The sequence below is a fragment of the Paenarthrobacter sp. R1 genome, assembly GCF_030264015.1.
Classification (GTDB): Bacteria; Actinomycetota; Actinomycetes; order Actinomycetales; family Micrococcaceae; genus Arthrobacter; species Arthrobacter ureafaciens.
Map to the genome: position 1 here is coordinate 470,523 of NZ_CP127115.1, position 18,761 is coordinate 489,283.

Sequence of the window (18,761 nt, forward strand, 5' to 3'; positions counted from 1 at the left end):
GATCCTCCTAGACTGCGGTTCCGGTCAGCGTGGCGGCGGGGGCGGATTCAAGATCCGACGGCGAGCTCAGAGTGCCGCGCACGGCGGTAGCTGCGGCAACCACGGGTGAAACCAAGTGCGTGCGGCCACCCTTGCCCTGGCGGCCTTCGAAGTTGCGGTTTGACGTGGACGCGCAGCGCTCTCCCGGCTCCAACTGGTCCGGGTTCATGCCCAGGCACATGGAGCATCCGGCAAAACGCCACTCGGCACCGAAGTCCTTGAAGACCTTGTCCAGCCCCTCTGCCTCGGCTTCGAGGCGGACGCGGGCGGAACCCGGGACCACGAGCATGCGGACGTTCGGGTCCTTTTCGCGGCCACGGATGATATCTGCCGCGGCGCGCAGGTCCTCGATGCGGGAGTTGGTGCAGGAACCCAGGAAGACAGTGTCCACCCTGATGTCCTTCATGGGAGTTCCGGCTTCCAGGCCCATGTAGGTCAGTGCACGTTCGGCGGCCAGCTTGGCGTTCTCATCACCGAAATCCTCCGGGGACGGCACCTTGGCCGAGAGGGAAACGCCCTGGCCCGGGTTGGTACCCCAGGTCACGAACGGCTCAAGGGTGTTGGCGTCCAGGTCCACCTCGACGTCGAACGTCGCGTCGTCGTCGGTATGCAGCGTGTTCCAGTATTCGACGGCGGCGTCCCAGTCGGCGCCCTGGGGCGCGTGGGGGCGTCCCTGCATGTAGTCGTAGGTGGTCTGGTCCGGGGCGACCATACCGGCACGGGCTCCGGCCTCGATGGACATGTTGCAGATCGTCATGCGGGCATCCATGGACAAGGCACGGATGGCCGATCCGCGGTACTCCAGGACGTAGCCCTGGCCGCCGCCGGTGCCGATCTTGGCGATGACGGCCAGGATGATGTCCTTGGCCGTGACCCCCGGGCGGAGCGTGCCCTCGACGTTGATGGCCATGGTCTTGAAGGGCTTCAAGGACAACGTCTGGGTTGCCATGACGTGTTCGACTTCCGAAGTGCCGATGCCCATTGCCAGCGCGCCGAATGCGCCATGGGTTGAGGTGTGCGAGTCACCACAGACCACTGTCATGCCGGGCTGGGTCAAACCGAGCTGCGGTCCAACGACGTGAACAATGCCCTGTTCCTTGTCACCGAGGGAGTGCAGGCGGACACCGAACTCCTTACAGTTGGCGCGGAGGGTTTCAATCTGCGTGCGGCTGGTCAGGTCCGCGATCGGCTTGTCGATGTCCAAGGTCGGCGTGTTGTGGTCCTCGGTGGCAATGGTGAGGTCAACGCGGCGCAGCTTGCGGCCGGCCAGCCGCAGGCCTTCGAATGCCTGTGGCGAGGTGACCTCGTGAACCAGGTGCAGGTCAATGAAAAGAAGGTCTGGCTGGGCATTGGCTCCTTCGCCTTCACCCTTGCGCACCACGTGCGCGTCCCAGACTTTCTCGGCCAGTGTCTTTCCCACGGCCTGCTCCCTTCGAAACTGTTGATTGATCTACACCCACTCAAGCAGCACGGCTGCAAAGTAGGCCAGCGAAACAACTTGCATCTCAGATATTGAGACGGCAATATCATTACATGGACAATTCTAGTGGAGTCGGTGTCATTGATAAAGCGGCCCAGGTACTGGACGCCCTCGAGGCCGGGCCCACCACGCTGGCCCAGCTGGTAGCGGCCACCGGACTGGCCAGGCCGACCGTTCACCGGCTCGCGCTTGCCTTGGTCCACCACCGGTTGGTCAGCCGGGACATCCAAGGGCGGTTCGTCCTGGGCAGCCGCCTCGTGGAACTGGCCTCCGCAGCGGGCGAGGACCGGCTCATCGCTTCTGCCGGACCCGTGCTGATCCAATTGCGCGATGCCACGGGCGAGAGCGCCCAGATCTTCCGCCGCCAGGGAGACTGGCGTGTCTGCGTCGCCTCCGCCGAGCGGCCCATAGGTTTGCGCGACACCATTCCCGTAGGCACCCAATTGTCCATGAAGGCCGGGTCCGCCGCGCAGGTGCTCCTCGCGTGGGAAGACCACGACCGTCTCCTGGAAGGCCTGCAGAACGCACGGTTCACGCCCACCGTCCTGGCAGGAGTACGACGCCGGGGCTGGGGCCAGAGCCTCGGCGAGCGCGAGCCGGGGGTTGCCTCGGTTTCCGCGCCGGTACGGGGTCCTTCCGGCCGCGTCATTGCCGCAGTGTCCATCTCGGGCCCGATTGAGCGCCTCACCCGCCAACCCGGCCGCCTGCACGCCGAGGTAGTCTGCAATGCAGCCAGGGTGCTGACCGAGGCGCTCCGGAAGAACAACGACTAACCAAGGACGGCCATGGAGAACTATGCAGTGTTTCTTCGCGGAATCAATGTCGGTGGCATCACCATCAAGATGGCTGACCTCAAGGCTGCATTGAAGGACTATCCCTTCGCCAAGGTCAAGACCCTGCTGGCCAGCGGCAACGTGGTACTGCAAAGTGAACTTGGCCCTGCCGAGGTGAAGTCCCGGTTCGAGGAATGCCTGCGCGAGTCCTTTGGCTACGATGCGTGGGTGGTGGTCCTGACCGCTGCCCGCGTGGCCGAGTTGGTGGAGGCTTGCCCCTACCCCGCGGATGACAAGTCCACCCACAGCTACGTCACCCTCGCCTCGGACGATGCCATGCTGGACGAACTCTTCGACGCGGGTGAGGCCCTTGGCGGCGTCGAGCAGACCCGGCTGGGACCAGAGGCGTCCTCGTGGCTGGCTCCGGCAGGGGGCACCTTGGACAGCCCCTTCAGCAAGTTGTCCGCCAAGGCCCGCTATAAAGCGACGACCACCACCCGTAACCTCCGGACGCTGATCAAAGTCCGGGACGCCGCCGCCGCCCTCTAGGTTCAATCAGCTCTTCAGGGCTGCCTTCAGCGCCGCGTTGAACGATTTCAGCTTCCCGATCCCGGCCTTGACGGGTTCCACAATGCGTTGGCCTGCTACCTCGGCCACAGCGGAATTGAGTCGTCGGGCAACGCCGCGGGCACGGATGCGGGCAGCCCAGCCCCCAAGTACACGGCCGGCCACAGCCAGGACGAGTCCCAGCACCACTCCCCCGGCGACCATCAGGGTCGGCCAAGGCCATCCTTCCGTACGCGGCACCTCAGGGACAGGCATCTGGAAATAGCCGAGCACCGCCAGGACGCCCAACCAACCAAGCCCACCAAGGGCCAGCAGGAACGCGAGCCACTGCAGCGCGTTGAATATCCCCCACCACAGGGGACGTGTGGAGGCTTTGAGGTCCGTTGTGGCGATGGCCTGGTCCAGCGCATCGGGCAACTGCTCACGGCCCTCGCGCGCCGCACTGCGGATGGCAGCCCGCCATGGGCCGGGCGCTCCTTCCGAGACGTCATCGGCAAAGTTCCGCACCGCAGCATCCGTCCTGGCACGTTCAGGAGCTCCGGCCGGCGGCAACGATGTGCGGTTCAGTTCGGCTTTGGTGTCTGTTCTGCCCAGGTTCAGCCGACGCAATGGATCCGGACGGAAACGCAACAACCAACGCGTCACCGGCCAGCCTGTGCGCCGGGCCGACTCGCGCTTGAACGAACGGGCCACTGCATCCACCACCACGGGAACATTGGCCGCGATGGCCAGCTCCTTGGCCAGAGTCTTGGTCGCGCCATCAGAGATCCCGCGGGCCTCGCCTGTTCCCGACACCTGGCGAAGCCCGGCCGCAGCGGCCGAAACGTCGGCGGAGAGACGCCGCGTTGCAGCTTCCCTTCGCACCACGACGTCCTTGATGGCCCCGCGGACCGTGACAACGCCGTCGCCGGTCAGCGCGGAGGCACCCATCACGGGAACTCCCGGCAACCCGTCCCTCGCAAGGATTCCGCGCAGCGACTCGATGACCAGCGCGGCGTCGTCCGGGTTGAGTTTGTCCAGTTGGTTCAGGACCACCAGCGTGACCGAACCATGGGACGCCATGGGACGCAGGAAATCATTATGGACCGCGGCGTCGGCGTATTTCTGCGGGTCCAGCACCCACACCAGGACGTCGACCATCCCGGCCAGGCGCTGCACCAGTTGACGGTTTTCCACCTTGGTGGAGTCGAAGTCGGGCAGGTCCAGCAGGATCAGTCCCGTACTGTCATCCGCCAGTCCCGGCACGGAGGGGAGGCTGTGCCGCTCCTGAACACCCAGCCAATCAAGGAGCGGGCCGCTGCCGTCCACGCCCCAGATGCCGGCAAGGGGGGCCGAGGTGGTGGGCCTTCGTGCTGCCGCCGTGGCGAGGCTGCTGGCGGAGACTGCGTTGAACAGCGAGGACTTACCGCTGCCGGTCGCACCGAAGAAACCCACCACAGTGTGCCCGGCGGACAGTGAACGCCGTGACGTTGCCCTCTCCAAGACCTCGAGGACGGTTTGCAAGGCGGCCCCCGGCAAAACCCCTTCGGCCAATTCCCTGGCTGTGTTCAGCGCTTCCAGGCGCGTCTGCAGGGCTGAGGATTCCCGTACGAGGCTGTGCCGGCTCATGCTGATCCCGCCAAACGGCGCAGTGTGCGCGCGTGCTGGCGCAAACTTCTTCCGCCGATCGGCCGGGCGTCGTCCAGCCGGTCGAGGAAACGCGCCCGCTCACTATCCAGGAGCCGCTGGCAATGCACGTGCAAATCCTCCCTTGCCTGATGTGCCAGGCGACGGACGGCGTCTTCGCCGAACACCGCTTCAAGCAGCCTCTGACCCACCACTGCGGTACCGCCGGCGATGCCGATCTCAAGCCCGCTCAATCCGGCCGTCATGGAAAAGACCACCACCATGAGCGCCGCCCCGAGTCCGTTGATGCCAAAGGAAAGCCACCGGGCCTGGGTCCGCTTTCCCTGACCCTGCTCACGGATCAGTTCCATGAGCCCTTCCTGCCATTTCCGGATTGCCGCTGTGGCGCGGACATCGAAATCCGGCGAAGTCCCGGCAAGATCGTCGGTTCCCAGCAGCTGGCGGCCGGCAGGCTGCGATCTCCACCGCCGGTCCACGTTCTCCGCGGCGTTCGCCGCCTCATCAAGGATGACTGCTTGAAGGCCGGTCTCAATAGCTGTCTCCACTTTCACCGCCGGGGCCGGCTCCCCTCGGAAGTAGGCTCCGATGCGATCCCTGATCCTGCCCACGTTTTGCTCCACGGCACGGAAGAATTCACCTGTGCCAACAAAGTCCTGCCACCTGGCCAGGACCTCACCCCGGAGCAGCGCGCCATCCTTGGTGGCGTCGAGAATCCGCTTTAACGCTTCCGAATACTCCGCCACGGCACCCTCCCGGAGTTCGCGGGCAGCGGCTTCCTGGGCATCGGCAAACCCAGCGATGGCCTCCATCCTGGTTCCCACGGCTTTGACGGCGCCGTTGAGGGTCCGGCGGGCAACCGCACTTCGCTCACCGGCATCCGCAGCCAATCCCGCGAGCCAGCTGCGCAGCGAATCCACGGAGCCGGCGGGAAGCATCCCCATGGCATCCAGCGGGGATTCGTGGATGACGAACAACATGGCCCCGCCCAGTCCTTGGGCGGTCAGCATGGCCTGCAGGTCTTCGCGGACCTCCGCTTCCGCCTCGGGCGGCACGCGGTCCAACACCACCGCCACGGTGATGTCCCGGGAGGCCGCGTCCAGCAGCAAACGCCAAGGTACGGCGTCGGCATATCTGTTTGCGCTGGTGACAAACACCCAAAGGTCGGCCGCCGCGAGCAACTGGCCTGCGAGCCGGCGGTTCTCATCGGAAATCGAATCGACATCCGGGGCATCGAGCAGGGCCATGCCTTGGGGCACCTGCTCTTGCTCCAGCAGTACCAAGGAAGTCATCGCGGAGGCGTCCGGGGTTGCCCCTGCCTGGCTGGCGGGGACCGGGTGTGCGGCCACAGTGCCGCGAATGCGCTCGAGGCCGGGGAGGATCCGGCTGCCTTCGAACCACGCAGCATCCGCCGGGTGGTGCAGCAGGATGGGTTGCCGGGTTGTGGGCCGGATTGCCCCTGACCGTGTCACGGGATACCCCATCAGCGCGTTAACGAGCGTCGATTTGCCGGCACCGGTGGAACCGCCGACGACGGCGAGAAGCGGCGCGTCCAGGCTGCGGTAGCGGGGAAGGACGTAATCGTCCAGTTGCGCGAGGGCTGCCGTGATCCAGCGGCGCCCCTCGTCGGCGTCGGAAAGCGCGAGTGGCAGCGTCATGACTGCGAGTTCGTTCCGGGCTGCCTCGAGGGTGTCCACGGGCCCCTCCGTCGAAGACCCTGCCGGGAGGGCGCTTGGTGAGGTGGGTTCTTGATCTGCGGTCACTGCTTCATCATGCCAGCCCCGAAGGCTGCCATCCTTGCAAGCAGGGTGCGTTGTGGAAAAAAGAATTCCCCCGGAACCATGTTCCGGGGGAATTCGGTGGTGACCCCAGCGGGATTCGAACCCGCGTTACCGCCGTGAGAGGGCGGCGTACTAGGCCACTATACGATGGGGCCTTGCACTATTTATCACCGTTTCCGGCGATCAAGCTGAATGAGTATTTCATACATTCAGCTTGTTTCCAAATCGTCTAAATCGATTTGAATTCTCTGCGTTGTTCAATACTTTCGTAATGAATTCCAGAGCTGGGATACCAGGACTCGAACCTAGAATGACGGTACCAGAAACCGTAGTGTTGCCAATTACACCATATCCCAAAGTGACTTTCGGGCCGGACTTCCAATCTTCGGTTTCCCTTGGATTTTCCCTCCGTGCCCCTCAGCACGAGTAATTACTCTACCCGAGTCTTTTCACCTGCACAAATCGCGGAGGCGTTAGCTGCGTCACAACGAGTTGGGCTCCAAGGCAGGCGCCTGGAGCAGCAGCGCAGACAGAGAGTCCACCTGCCGTCCGGCGAAGTCTTCCACCACTTCCCCGGTGCGGTTGAGCCATACGCCCACCAGGCCGGCGGCCGTGGCACCTTCGGCGTCGAGCAGCCTGTTGTCCCCGACGTACAGGGTCTCCCCCGGCGTGCTGCCCAGCAGGCGCACGCCCTCAAGATAAATCGCCGGCTCGGGCTTGGCGGCGCCTACCGTGTCCGTCCCCACCAGGATCTTGATGCGATCAAGCCCGGCACCGTCGAGCTTGGCGCGCTGGTAATCGTGGACGTTATTGCTCACCGCACCGTAAGGGACACCCGCAGCATCCAGGGCGTCAAGAACACCCGCGACGTCGGAAAAAGCGCGGACATAGGCAACCTGGCGCTGATGGTAGTCAGCTACCCAGGCCTGCGATGCCTCGCCCTCCTCCAGTTCCACCCCGAAATGGCCCAGGGCGGCCCGGCCCCGGAGCAGCCGCTGTTCATTGAAGGTGAGTTCGCCGGCCAGGTACCGGTCGTAGAAGTGCGTGGTTTCGTGGGTGAATATCCGGCCGAACTTCGCCCACCCGGCCTGGTCCAGGCCGGGCAGGAGATGTTCGCTGACCTCGCGCAGGGCCGTGGTCATGGCGTACTCAAGGTCCACCAGGGTGTCATCGATGTCAAAAAGCACACCGCGAATGGTGCCGAAGGAACGTGAGATTGCCATGTCAGCCCCCTGCTAGCCCCGGAAAGCCCGGACGCGTGCCAGTGAGGAATCCTTGCCGAGGATCACCATGGACTCGAACAACGGCGGCGAGATCCGACGCCCGGAAATGGCTGTGCGCACAGGACCGAAGGCTGCACGCGGCTTGATGCCAAGGTCCTCGACCAACGCCTGCTTCAACGCGGTCTGGATGTTTTCCGCGGTCCACTCCTGGATGGGCTCAAGGGCCGCAAGCGCTGCGTCGAGGACTTCCTCGAGGTTGGCCGGAAGGCCCTTCCGGGCGTCGTCGGCGATGTCGATTGCGTCGTCCGCCTTGAAAAGGAAGGCGAGCATCTCGGGAGCTTCGCCCAGCAGGGCGATACGTTCCTGGACCAAGGGGGCTGCTTCCCTCAGAATCTCTTCCTGCCTGGGCGTCAGGATCTCGCCTACGAAACCGGCAGCCCGCAGATACGGAACCAGCCGCTCTTCGAACACCTCGGGAGCCAGCATGCGCACGTGCGTTCCGTTGATGGCCTCGGCCTTCTTGAGGTCGAACCGGGCAGGGTTGCCCAGGACGTCGTGGATGTCGAAGTTCGCCACGAGCTGTTCCACCGTGAAGATGTCCTCGTCCGCGCTCAACGACCAGCCCAGCAAGGACAGGTAATTCAGGAGTCCTTCAGGAATGAAGCCACGTTCGCGGTGCAGGAACAGGCTGGATTCGGGATCGCGCTTGGAAAGCTTCTTGTTGCCCTGGCCCATGACGTACGGAAGGTGGCCGAACTCCGGCATGTACTCTGCCACCCCAATGGCGTAGAGGGCGCGGTACAGGGCGATCTGGCGCGGTGTCGAGCTAAGGAGGTCCTCGCCGCGAAGGACGTGGGTGATGCCCATCAGTGCGTCGTCCACGGGGTTGACCAGGGTGTACAGCGGCGCCCCGTTGGCCCGCACCACAGCAAAGTCGGGAACTGATCCAGCCTTGAAAGTGATCTCGCCACGGACGAGGTCGGTAAAGGTGATGTCCTCGTCCGGCATCCTCAAGCGCAGGACAGCGTCACGGCCCTCCGCCTTGAACTGGGCCAGCTGTTCCTCGGTGTGGTGGCGGTCGAAGCCGTCATACCCGAGCTTTGGATCGCGCCCTGCAGCCCGGTGGCGTGCTTCGATTTCCTCCGGAGTGGAGTAGGACTCATAGACGTGTCCCCCGGCCTTGAGCTTGGCGATGACATCCTGGTAGATCCCGCCACGCTGCGACTGCCGGTACGGCTCGTGTGGGCCGCCAACCTCAACGCCCTCGTCCCAGTTGATGCCCAGCCACTTCAGCGCATCCAACAGCTGGTGGTAGCTTTCTTCGCTGTCACGGGCTGAGTCCGTGTCCTCGATGCGGAAGATCAGCTTGCCGCCGGTGTGGCGCGCATAGGCCCAGTTGAAGAGGGCCGTCCTGATCAGCCCCACGTGGGGCGTTCCGGTGGGCGACGGGCAAAAACGGACCCGGACGGGGGTCTCGGCATTGACGGCGGGGATGGCGCTGGAGGCAGGGGTCGACGCAGAAGCAGTAGTCATAGTGCTTCCAACTTTACCGCTTGCCGACGCCCTGGTTTCCCGCCAGAAAGCGCCCTACGACGACAGCCGCGTGCCGCCGTCGGGCCTTCCATCAGGAGGTGGCCACCTACGGTGGTGGTCGCCTAGCGGCGGACCACCGGGTTGGACAAGCGGCCAATGCCTTCGACCTCGACCTCGATGCGGTCGCCCTCGGAGATGAGGCCGACCCCCGCGGGCGTGCCGGTCATGATGACGTCGCCGGGGAGGAGTGTGAACGCCTGCGAAACGATGGAAACCAGCTCACGGACCCCGCGGATCATTTGTGTGGTGTTGCCGTCCTGCCGGAGTTCACCGTTGAGGCGGGCCTGGACTGCGAGGTCGTCCGGATCCAGTTCGGTCTCGATCCATGGACCCAGCGGAGCGGAAGTGTCAAAGCCCTTGGCCCTCGCCCACTGGAGGTCGGTCTTCTGGACGTCGCGGGCCGTAAGGTCATTGCCGCAGGTATAGCCGAAGATAACGTCCTCTGCGCGTTCCTCCGGTACATCCTTGCAAATACGGCCGATCACGACGCACAGCTCGGCTTCGAAGGAAACTTCCTCGGAAAACTCCGGAAGCACGATCGGATCGTTGGGGCCGATCACGGCGGTGTTGGGCTTGAGGAACAGCAGCGGGTGCTGGGGAACTTCGTTGCCAAGTTCGGCTGCGTGCTCGGCGAAGTTGCGGCCCACGCCGATGACTTTGCTGCGCGGGATGATCGGTGCCAGGAGCCTTACGTCTTCAAGCTTGTGTTTGACGTGGGTACGTTCGACGCCGTTGAAGAACGGGTCGCCGTTGATGACAGTAATTTCCTCACTGCCGGGCTCGCCGTCGACGACGCCGTAAAGGGGATCAGAATCTACTACAAACCGGGCGATACGCATGGGCACAAGCCTACCGTCCGGGGCAGCCGGATCCGGCAGGTCAGGGCAGGCTCAGCTGCGCAGATAGTCCAGCTGCGCAGCAACGGAGGTCTCGGCCGCCCACCTGACGGACGGATCGACGTCGGCGTAAACAACGTCGGTGACCTCGGCGGCCGTAGCGGACCCGCCTACTTGGATCAGGGCAGCCCTGATCTGCGCCAGGCGTTGTTCCCGATGGTCCCGGTATTCACGGCATTTCTCGTCCAGCGCCGGCAGGACCGGGCCATGCGCCGGGAGCAGCGTGGCCGGGCCCAGTGCTTCAAGCCGATCCAGGCTGGCAAGGTAGTCCCCCAGCCGGCCGTCCGGGTAGTCCAGGACGGTGGTGCCGCGACCGAGGATGGTGTCGCCGGTAAGTACCGAGCCCGTGGGACCATCCGTCGGCAAGTGGAAACAAAGTGAATCCGAGGTGTGTCCGGGAGTAGCGATGACCCTGATTTCCACGCCGCCGCCGTAAATGACCTCGCCATCACTGAGGGGCTCGCCCCCGTGGCAATGCTCGGGAAGGGCCGCGCGGACCGGCGCGCCTGTCAGCTCATGGAAGCGTGCCGATGCCTCGGTGTGGTCGGCGTGCCGGTGAGTGATCAGGACAACGTCCACAACGCCCGCAGCCGCAAGTGCTGCCAGGTGCTCCTCGTCCTCGGGACCGGGGTCAACGATCGCCACGTGCCCGGAACCCTCAGCGGCAATCACGTACGAGTTGGTTCCGTCCAGGCTCATCGGACCCGGGTTGGGCGCGAGCCTGAAGCGCGTCAGTTCGCTGCTCCGGGTCAACGGGGATGGCGCCGGGTGCGTGGAGGGCTGGTCAGTCGAAGCCGGGTCAGTGGAAGTCACCCGTCCATCTTCGCATCCGGGACGTGCCAGAGGAACGCGGGAAAATCCGTCGGGAGGTGACAGAGGAACGCGGGAAAACCGTCGGGACGTGACAGAGGAACGCGGGGACGACGGCGGCCCCCGCCGTGGCGAGGCGTTGTCACCTCAGGCGGGGGCCGTCGTCGTAAATTCCGGCAGTACCGGTTGTACCAGTAGTACCTGCTAGACCAGGCGGGTCAGCCAGCCGTGGCGGTCTTCGACCTTGCCGGTCTGGATTCCCAGGAGCTGTTCGCGGATGGCCATGGTGGTCTCGCCGGCTTTGGCGTCCTCGGAACCGATGAACTCGGTGGCGTCCTTGAGGACACCGATCGGGGTGATCACGGCTGCGGTGCCGCAGGCAAAGACTTCGGTGATCTCGCCGGAAGCAACACCGTCGCGCCACTCGTCAAGGGTGATTTTCCGCTCTGAGACCTTGCGGCCCATGTCCTTCGCCACCTGGATCACCGAGGAACGGGTGACGCCTTCGAGGATGGTGCCGCTCAGGGCCGGAGTGGCCAGCGAACCGTCCTTGAACACGAAGAAGACGTTCATGCCGCCGAGTTCTTCCACGGCGTCGTCGTTGAAGTGGTCCAGGAACAATACCTGCTTGCACCCGTTGGCTTCGGCTTCCTGCTGCGCGATCAATGAGGCAGCGTAGTTGCCGCCGCACTTGGCCGAACCGGTTCCGCCACGGCCGGCGCGGGCGTACTCACGGGAAATCCAGATCGACACCGGCTTCAGCTCCCCGCCGAAGTAGTTGCCGGCCGGGGAGGCGATCACGCGGAAGGAGACCTCACGGGCTGCCCGGACACCCAGGAAAGCCTCCGTGGCGATCATGAACGGACGCAGGTACAGCGCTTCCCCGTCTCCGGAGGGCACCCAGTCCTTGTCCGCCTGGACCAGCTCGCGGATGGCCCCGAGGAAGTACTCCTCAGGCAGCTCGGGCAGGGCCAGGCGGCGGGCGGACTTGTTCAGGCGCGCGGCGTTGGCCTCGGGGCGGAACGTCCAGACCGAACCGTCGGCGTGGCGGTACGCCTTGAGCCCTTCGAAGATTTCCTGTCCGTAGTGGAGCACGGCAGCTGAGGGATCCAGCATGATGGGGCCGTACGGTTCAATGCGGGCGTTGTGCCAACCGCCATTGCCTTCGGCGTCGACCTTGTAGTCGACGACGGCGGTGTGGTCGGTGAAGTAGTCGCCAAATCCCGGGTTTGCCAGGATGGCTGCACGCTCCTCAGCAGATTTCGGGTTGGCCGAAAGCTGCTGGCTGAATTCGACGCCATGGGCAGTCTGAGTCATGTTTCCTCCACTGTCAGCTACCTGGCAGTGCGAACCGCGGCCCCCAAAAGGGGTGGTTCAGCGATGGACCAAGGAAGCAGGTAAATAATTCAAGACAAGCTTACGCCTGAGTATTGGGCCTAAAGTGCTGCCGCAATGGCGTCGCCGATCGCAGCGGTGCTGCGCGGCCCGCCGGTGCGGGCTTCGACGTCGGCAATCACTGCCGCTTCGATCTTGCGGGCTGCCCCGGTGTAGCCGAGGTGCTCCAACAACAGCACTGCGGACAGGATCGCAGCAGTGGGATCAGCCTTCTGCTGGCCTGCGATGTCCGGGGCCGAGCCGTGGACGGGTTCGAACATGGACGGTGCGGTGCGGTCCATGTTGATGTTGCCTGATGCCGCCAGGCCGATACCGCCGGTGACGGCAGCTGCGAGGTCGGTCAGGATGTCGCCGAACAGGTTGTCCGTGACGATGACGTCGAAGCGGGACGGGTCCGTGACCATGAAGATCGTGGCGGCGTCGATGTGCAGGTAGTCATGCGTGACCTCGGGGAACTCCTTGGCCACGGCTTCCACAGTGCGCTTCCAGAGGTGGCCCGCGTAGACCAGGACGTTGTGCTTGTGGACCAATGTCACGTGCTTTCGGGGACGCGCGCTCGCACGACGGAAGGCATCACGGACCACCCGCTCCACCCCATGGGCGGTGTTCAGCGACACTTCGGTAGCTACCTCATGCGCGGTTCCGCCGCGCAAGGTTCCGCCGTTGCCGACGTACGGTCCCTCTGTTCCTTCACGAACCACAATGAAGTCGATCTCGCCGGGGTTGGCCAGCGGACTGCCCACGGAGCTGTAGAGACGCGAGGGCCGCAGGTTGACATAGTGGTCCAGGCTGAAGCGCAGCTTGAGCAGCATTTCGCGTTCGATGATGCCTGAGGGAATGCGGGTGTCCCCCGGGGCTGCACCGACGGCGCCGAAAAGGATTGCGTCGCGTGTCCGAAGATCGTCGAGTACTTCGTCCGGGAGGGTCTCTCCTGTTTCAAGCCAGTGCTGGGCGCCCAGTTTGTAATGGGTCTGCTCAAGGGTGACGCCTTCGGCGGCAAGAGCCTTTTCCAGAACCTTGACGGCTTCGGCGATGACCTCGGGGCCGATGCCGTCGCCGGGGATGACAGCGAGATTGATGGACGATGCATTCATAGGTCTATCTAGCCAAGTAATCCACATGCTGGTCAAAATCGTCTCACTTCTTGAACAGCATTGATGTCAGACCACGGCATGATGTGTGCGGCCCGGCGCAGCACTTAGAGTCATGGAGTGGATAGAAGGCACGCGATATACGAATGGTTCCGCACCAACCGCTTCACAGTGGACCTCACTGCCGCCATCATCCTCGTCCTCCTCTTCGGCCCTGTGTACCTGCTCGCCGGACGACCCTTCCTCTTCCTGTTGTCGTGCTGCCTCCTGTTGCCCCTCGCGTGGCGACGGACCCGCCCGGAGGTGGCTGCCGGCGTCGTGGTTCTGGTCTGCCTTGTCCAATGGGCGGCGGGGGCCGAGCCGGTGGCGGGGCAGATAGCGGTGCCGCTGGTGATCTATGCGACCGCGGCCTACGGGCCGGCGTGGGCCAGCCGCGCCGTGCTGCTGCTGGGGCTGCTGGGCGGCGTGATGCTGACCACCCGCGAGTATTCGGGGTCGGCAGCTTCAGGCATCCTGGGCCTTACCATCGGAGCCTTGTACACCGTACTGATCTGGATGCTGGTGCTGGTGAGTTGGACCTTGGGCGACCTGACGCGCGTGCGGCGGCTGCAACTGCAAGCGTTGGAGGACAGGACCCGCCGCCTGGAGATCGAGCACAACCAGGAACGCCAACTTGCAGCTGCCGATGAGCGCTCCCACATCGCGCGGGAAATGCACGACATTGTTGCCCACTCCCTGTCCGTGATCATCACGCAGGCGGACGGGGCCAGGTACGCGGCAGCCGCTAAACCGGAACTCGCCACCGAAGCGCTGGCTACCATCGCCGCAACAGGCCGCGACTCGCTCGCCGAGATGCGGCGGCTCCTTGGCGTGCTGCGTTCCGACGACGGCTCCCCCACCCGTCCGCAACCCCGCCTTTCCGACCTGGACGAGCTGCTCCTCGGCTTCCGGGCGGCCGGCCTGCAGGTGTCTTTCGAGCAGCACGGGACACCGCGCCGGCAGTTGCCGGCAGGGGCTGAGCTGACCGCCTACCGGACCATCCAGGAAGCCCTGACCAATGTCATCAAGCACGCAGGCCCCAGCGCCACGGCAGCCTTGGTGTTGACGTGGCAGAACCGCGGACTGGAGATTGATATCCGGGACGACGGCCGGGGCGCCGCAGCCGATCCGCCCGTGCCGGGAGGCGGCAACGGCCTTCCGGGGATGGGCGAACGCATCGCCCTCTACGATGGTTCTTTGTCCGCAGGCCCGCAGCAGGGCGGCGGATTCCGCGTGTCTGTCCTTATCCCGTATTCGGAGGCTTGATCCTTGCCCGACCTTTCACCGCCAATCCGCGTAGCACTCGTCGATGACCAGCAGTTGGTCCGTTCCGGTTTCAGCATGCTCATCAACTCCCAGCCCGACCTGGAGGTCGTGGCGGAGGCGGGCAACGGCATCGAAGCAGTCCAGGCCCTGAACGCCACGGCAGCCGACGTTGTCCTGATGGACGTCCGGATGCCGGGCATGGACGGGATCGAGGCCACCCGGAAGATCCTGGAGCAGGCTGCGACCCAACCGGAAGGTTCGCAACGGGCCGGGGTCAAGATCGTTGTCCTCACGACCTTCGACCTTGACGAATATGCCTTGGCAGCCATCCGTGCCGGTGCCAGCGGTTTCCTGTTGAAGGACGCCCCGCCGGAGGAACTGCTGGAAGCCATCCGCACGGTTTATCGCGGAGATGCCGTGATCGCGCCTTCCACCACCCGGCGCCTGTTGGATCACGTCGCGCCCCTGCTGCGAACGCAGACCCCGGAGCAAAGCGGGCACGCCGCGGCCGTGGAACGGCTCACCGCGCGCGAACGCGAGGTCTTTACCCTGATCGCCCAGGGGAAATCGAACCCGGAGATCGCGGCAGGGTTGTTCCTGTCGGAAGCGACCGTCAAGACGCACGTGGGGCACATCCTCGCCAAGCTTGGTGCCCGTGACAGGGTCCAGATCGTGGTGATCGCGTATGAAACAGGAGTGGTATCCCCCGGGCTGTAGTTCCCCTCAGACCACAGTATGAGACGAGGTGCCGGACTTTGGGCCCGTGGCCGGATCTGCTGGAGGGGTCCTGCCGCCTAGCGTGAAAACATGACAACTTTCACGTCCATGCCGCACCCTTCAACACCGGACCACCCAACACCGGCCGACGCCGCTCCCGGGCGTCCCGCCGTCGAGGCGTTCTCGCTGAGCAAAAGCTACGGACGCGCCGATACCAAGGTCATCGCGTTGAAGGACGTCAGTGTCAGCTTCGACGCTGGCAAGTTCACCGCGATCATGGGCCCTTCCGGGTCCGGCAAATCGACACTGATGCACTGCCTCGCCGGATTGGACTCTGCAGACAGCGGACGGATCCTCCTTGGCGGCACTGAGTTGACCGGGCTCAATGACAAACAACTGACTGCCCTCCGTCGCGAGCGGATCGGCTTTGTTTTCCAGGCATTCAACCTGGTGCCAACGCTCACTGCTGAACAGAACATCACCCTCCCGCTCGCCTTGGCCGGTAAAGACGTCGACGCCGGCTGGCTGGCAAGCGTCGTCACCACGCTTGGGTTGAAGGACAGGTTGCGGCACCGGCCCCACGAACTGTCCGGGGGCCAACAGCAACGCGTAGCCGTTGCCCGTGCGCTCTTGACGCGCCCCGACGTCGTTTTCGGCGATGAACCCACCGGAAACCTGGACTCCCAGGCCGGCGGCGAAGTCCTTGCGCTGTTGCGGCGCAGTACCCGGGAGATGGGGCAAAGCATCATCATGGTGACCCACGACCCCGTCGCCGCAAGCTATGCGGACAGGGTGGTGTTGATGAGTGACGGTGGCCTGGTGGGCGAGATCCACCAGCCCACCGCGGACTCCGTCCTGGCCGCCCTCGGCAAGCTGGGGGCCTGAGCGTGCTGCGAGTAGCACTGTCCCAACTCAAGACCCATTACCGGCGCTTCATCGCCATCGGCTTGGCCGTGATGTTGTCCGTGATGTTCCTGTCGGCCACCCTGATGGTGGGTGCCAGCACCAATGCCTCGCTCGGGGCGAGCATTGGCGAGGCTTACCGGAACGCCGATCTGGTGGCGACGCCCAGGAACGGGAACCCGTTCAGCAAAGCGGCGGTGGACGCCGCCGCGTCGTCGCCGGCCGTTGACCAGAGCTATGCCGAACGGTCCACCTACGTGACCTTCGAAGCAAACGGCGAGCAGTTCGGCCGGCTGCGGAACGCGGCGCCCGCCGGACTTGAAGGGGCCGAGCTGGTATCCGGCACAATGCCCCTGAAACCCTTCGACGTACTCTTGGACGCCAAGACGGCCCGGCACCTGGGCCTGGACCCCGGCAGCACGATGGAGTTGCGGGGTTCCGGACCGGAAGAGAAAGCCATAGTCACGGTTTCCGGCCTGGTCCAACCCACGAATGATCCCTTCGCCTCTTCCGCCGCACAACTGATTGCCGGTGGGACCGTCCTCGATGCTGTCCTGGGCGCGGGGACAGGACATAGCGGGGCCCAATTCAGCGGGGTTCAATTCATTCTGAAGCCCGGCGAGGACGTTGCTGCCGCGAAGGAGTACATCACACACCGCATGGAAGCGGCCGGAGCCGAGGGGCCGGTCCTGCAAACGGCACAGGAAAAGGTCACCGCCACCGTTGCGATGTTAAGCGGAGGCCAGGACCAGCTCACCATCGTCCTGCTCGCCTTTGCCGGTGTGGCCATCCTAGTGTCCATGCTGGTGGTGTCCAATACGTTCTCCGTGCTGGTTGCCCAGCGCACCAGGGAATTGGCTCTGCTGCGCTGCCTGGGGGCGGGGCGCCCGCAGATCCGCGGCTCGGTGATCGTGGAAGCACTGGCGGTTGGTTTCTTTGCCTCGGTGCTCGGTGTCGCCGCCGCGGTAGGGGTCATGTCCGGCCTCGTCGCGTGGGCTGCAACCCAGCCCGGGCAAACGTTCGCCACGCTGGCCGTGCCGCCGTCGGCCGTTATTGCGGGGCTGCTTGCCGGTACCCTGCTGACCGTCATCGCCGCGCTGGTCCCCGCGAAGGCGGCCACCGCCGTCGCACCTCTTGCTGCCTTGCGTCCGGCCGATGACGCGTCTGTCCGGAACCGTCGCGGCAAGGTGCGGTTGGTACTGGGCGCGGTGGTCCTGGCCGGCGGAAGTGCCTTGCTGGCGTTTGGGAGCGCCTCGGTCTCCTTGGAGGTCGCCCTGCTTGGCGGCGCCGCTTCCTTCATTGGAGTTTTGCTCTGCTCCAGCCTCTTCATTCCGGCTGTGGTGTCCTGGGCAGGTCGGTTGGCTTCTCCGGCCGGGGTGCCCGGCAAGCTTGCCGCCGTCAACGCCACGCGCAACCCGGCCCGGACGTCGGCTACCGCTGCTGCTTTGTTGATCGGAGTGACGCTCGTGTCGCTCATGATGACCGGCGCGTCGACAGCCAGGCAGGCATTCAACAGCACCTTGGCCGAGACGTATCCCGTCGACTTGGCCGCGCCCACCGCCGTGGGTCCGGATGCGGGCGACGCGCAGCAGGCCCTGGACAAGATCCGTGCCTTGGACGGTGTCAGCGCAGCTGCCCTCCTTCAGCCGGTGGGCCGCCTCGCCGACGGGTCGGCGCCCGACGGCGGCGGCGCCATCTACGCCCTCGGCAGCGCCGACGCTTCGGCCGTGCTTCGGGACGCGAAACTCCGACCCGCACCCGGAAAGGCCTACCTGCCCGAGGACTCGCCCACCGGCCCGGCGTCCATCACGACGGCGGCCGGGACGGTAACCCTCGACGCTACGGTCCTCACGACCCGGCATATCCCGTCCTTCGTGGCCGACTCCACGATCACCGCCGGTCCGCTCACGGAAGCACCGGGGATGGTCTGGGTCAAGGTGGCCGACTCCGTCTCCGGCGAGCAGGTGCAGGCAATCCAAAAGAACATCGCAGCTGCCTTGGGCGTACCTGAGCGGACGGTCAGCGGCGCGGCCATAGAGCGGGCGACGTTCAACAGCATCATCGACGTGTTGCTCCTGGTGGTCACCGGGCTGTTGGGGATCGCGGTGGTGATCGCGCTGATCGGCGTCGCCAACACGCTGTCGCTGTCCGTCCTGGAACGCACCCGGGAAAACTCGCTGCTCAGGGCGCTCGGCCTGACCAAGGGCCAGCTCCGTGGGATGCTCGCCATCGAAGCCGTGTTGGTGGCCGGCGTGGCAGCCGTCCTGGGTGGTGGCCTCGGCATTGTCTACGGCTGGCTGGGTGCCCAGGCGACGCTGGGCGGCATGGCCGACGTCATTCCTTCCGTTCCGTGGGGACAGCTGGCGGCCGTGTTCGGCGTCGCCGTGGTTGCAGGGCTCCTGGCCTCGGTGGTCCCGGCCCGCCGGGCAGCGCGGTTGCCCCCGGTGGAGGGGCTCGCCACCGCCTGACGCCCTGTCACATCACCACGCTTAAACGAAAACGCTCTTCCATCTTCCCCGGATCAACGGAGGGAGGTGGAAGAGCGTTTGCCGTGTGGTGGCGGTA

At 65.0% G+C, this 18,761-nt stretch carries 15 protein-coding genes and 2 tRNA genes; 6 read left to right on the forward strand and 11 right to left on the reverse strand.

Translation table 11 applies throughout. From position 1 onward, the window contains the following. Window positions 1-7: 7 nt before the first annotated feature. On the reverse strand, window positions 8-1,459 hold the full coding sequence (leuC, locus tag QN084_RS02350; protein WP_021470835.1) for a 3-isopropylmalate dehydratase large subunit: 1,452 nt from the start codon (window positions 1,457-1,459) through the stop codon (window positions 8-10). A 113-nt stretch (window positions 1,460-1,572) separates the two neighbouring features. Here leuC and QN084_RS02355 point away from each other — a divergent pair, with 113 nt between their 5' ends. Next, entirely contained in the window at window positions 1,573-2,292 is a 720-nt protein-coding gene (locus QN084_RS02355; protein WP_014922101.1) for an IclR family transcriptional regulator, read from the forward strand. A 12-nt stretch (window positions 2,293-2,304) separates the two neighbouring features. Then, window positions 2,305-2,841 (forward strand): DUF1697 domain-containing protein, encoded by a 537-nt coding sequence (locus tag QN084_RS02360; RefSeq protein ID WP_069695111.1) that lies wholly within the window; start codon window positions 2,305-2,307, stop codon window positions 2,839-2,841. A 6-nt stretch (window positions 2,842-2,847) separates the two neighbouring features. On the opposite strand, the gene QN084_RS02365 is transcribed toward QN084_RS02360, so the two are convergent. From QN084_RS02365 to QN084_RS02410, 10 genes are all read right to left on the reverse strand, one after another. Then, window positions 2,848-4,467 (reverse strand): GTPase, encoded by a 1,620-nt coding sequence (locus tag QN084_RS02365; protein WP_069695112.1) that lies wholly within the window; start codon window positions 4,465-4,467, stop codon window positions 2,848-2,850. Then, window positions 4,464-6,140, reverse strand: coding sequence for a dynamin family protein (locus tag QN084_RS02370; protein WP_139126777.1), 1,677 nt, complete (start codon window positions 6,138-6,140; stop codon window positions 4,464-4,466). Before QN084_RS02370 ends, QN084_RS02365 begins: the two co-directional genes overlap by 4 nt. 202 nt (window positions 6,141-6,342) lie before the next feature. Then, a tRNA-Glu gene (locus QN084_RS02375) sits at window positions 6,343-6,418 on the reverse strand. Window positions 6,419-6,547: 129 nt separating this feature from the next. Then, window positions 6,548-6,619: transfer RNA gene (locus QN084_RS02380), tRNA-Gln, on the reverse strand. A 126-nt stretch (window positions 6,620-6,745) separates the two neighbouring features. Further along, the gene (locus QN084_RS02385) at window positions 6,746-7,486 is read right to left on the reverse strand and encodes an HAD family hydrolase (RefSeq protein WP_069695114.1); all 741 of its coding nucleotides are present in this window, start codon (window positions 7,484-7,486) and stop codon (window positions 6,746-6,748) included. A 12-nt stretch (window positions 7,487-7,498) separates the two neighbouring features. Continuing rightward, window positions 7,499-9,019, reverse strand: coding sequence for a glutamate--tRNA ligase (gene gltX / locus QN084_RS02390; RefSeq protein WP_021470909.1), 1,521 nt, complete (start codon window positions 9,017-9,019; stop codon window positions 7,499-7,501). A gap of 122 nt (window positions 9,020-9,141) precedes the next feature. Further along, the gene (locus QN084_RS02395; protein WP_021470910.1) at window positions 9,142-9,918 is read right to left on the reverse strand and encodes a fumarylacetoacetate hydrolase family protein; all 777 of its coding nucleotides are present in this window, start codon (window positions 9,916-9,918) and stop codon (window positions 9,142-9,144) included. 51 nt (window positions 9,919-9,969) lie between these two features. Beyond that, window positions 9,970-10,788 carry an MBL fold metallo-hydrolase gene (locus QN084_RS02400; protein ID WP_069695115.1) on the reverse strand — a complete coding sequence of 273 codons (819 nt, stop codon included), beginning with the start codon at window positions 10,786-10,788 and terminating at the stop codon, window positions 9,970-9,972. Between the two features lie 201 nt (window positions 10,789-10,989). Beyond that, a complete protein-coding gene (locus QN084_RS02405) occupies window positions 10,990-12,102 on the reverse strand; it encodes a branched-chain amino acid aminotransferase (RefSeq protein WP_069695116.1) in 1,113 nt (370 codons plus the stop codon). 119 nt (window positions 12,103-12,221) lie between these two features. Then, window positions 12,222-13,274: a 3-isopropylmalate dehydrogenase gene (locus QN084_RS02410; RefSeq protein WP_069695117.1), complete on the reverse strand. Its 1,053-nt coding sequence runs from the start codon at window positions 13,272-13,274 to the stop codon at window positions 12,222-12,224. Between the two features lie 117 nt (window positions 13,275-13,391). Here QN084_RS02410 and QN084_RS02415 point away from each other — a divergent pair, with 117 nt between their 5' ends. From QN084_RS02415 to QN084_RS02430, 4 genes are all read left to right on the forward strand, one after another. Continuing rightward, window positions 13,392-14,576, forward strand: coding sequence for a sensor histidine kinase (locus QN084_RS02415; protein WP_069695118.1), 1,185 nt, complete (start codon window positions 13,392-13,394; stop codon window positions 14,574-14,576). A 75-nt stretch (window positions 14,577-14,651) separates the two neighbouring features. Beyond that, on the forward strand, window positions 14,652-15,293 hold the full coding sequence (locus QN084_RS02420) for a LuxR C-terminal-related transcriptional regulator (RefSeq protein ID WP_406626602.1): 642 nt from the start codon (window positions 14,652-14,654) through the stop codon (window positions 15,291-15,293). Window positions 15,294-15,383: 90 nt separating this feature from the next. Then, window positions 15,384-16,178 carry an ABC transporter ATP-binding protein gene (locus QN084_RS02425; protein WP_069695119.1) on the forward strand — a complete coding sequence of 265 codons (795 nt, stop codon included), beginning with the start codon at window positions 15,384-15,386 and terminating at the stop codon, window positions 16,176-16,178. Between the two features lie 2 nt (window positions 16,179-16,180). Further along, on the forward strand, window positions 16,181-18,664 hold the full coding sequence (locus QN084_RS02430; protein WP_069695120.1) for an ABC transporter permease: 2,484 nt from the start codon (window positions 16,181-16,183) through the stop codon (window positions 18,662-18,664). Window positions 18,665-18,761 lie beyond the last annotated feature (97 nt).

Coding starts and splice junctions, on each gene's coding strand:
- QN084_RS02370 (WP_139126777.1), bottom strand. CDS start 6,140: ATGACGCTGCCACTCGCGCTTTCCGACGCCGACGAGGGGCGCCGCTGG.
- QN084_RS02385 (WP_069695114.1), bottom strand. CDS start 7,486: ATGGCAATCTCACGTTCCTTCGGCACCATTCGCGGTGTGCTTTTTGAC.
- QN084_RS02395 (WP_021470910.1), bottom strand. CDS start 9,918: ATGCGTATCGCCCGGTTTGTAGTAGATTCTGATCCCCTTTACGGCGTC.
- QN084_RS02355 (WP_014922101.1), top strand. CDS start 1,573: ATGGACAATTCTAGTGGAGTCGGTGTCATTGATAAAGCGGCCCAGGTA.
- QN084_RS02425 (WP_069695119.1), top strand. CDS start 15,384: ATGACAACTTTCACGTCCATGCCGCACCCTTCAACACCGGACCACCCA.
- QN084_RS02410 (WP_069695117.1), bottom strand. CDS start 13,274: ATGAATGCATCGTCCATCAATCTCGCTGTCATCCCCGGCGACGGCATC.
- QN084_RS02420 (WP_406626602.1), top strand. CDS start 14,652: ATGCTCATCAACTCCCAGCCCGACCTGGAGGTCGTGGCGGAGGCGGGC.
- QN084_RS02365 (WP_069695112.1), bottom strand. CDS start 4,467: ATGAGCCGGCACAGCCTCGTACGGGAATCCTCAGCCCTGCAGACGCGC.
- QN084_RS02405 (WP_069695116.1), bottom strand. CDS start 12,102: ATGACTCAGACTGCCCATGGCGTCGAATTCAGCCAGCAGCTTTCGGCC.
- gltX (WP_021470909.1), bottom strand. CDS start 9,019: ATGACTACTGCTTCTGCGTCGACCCCTGCCTCCAGCGCCATCCCCGCC.
- QN084_RS02360 (WP_069695111.1), top strand. CDS start 2,305: ATGGAGAACTATGCAGTGTTTCTTCGCGGAATCAATGTCGGTGGCATC.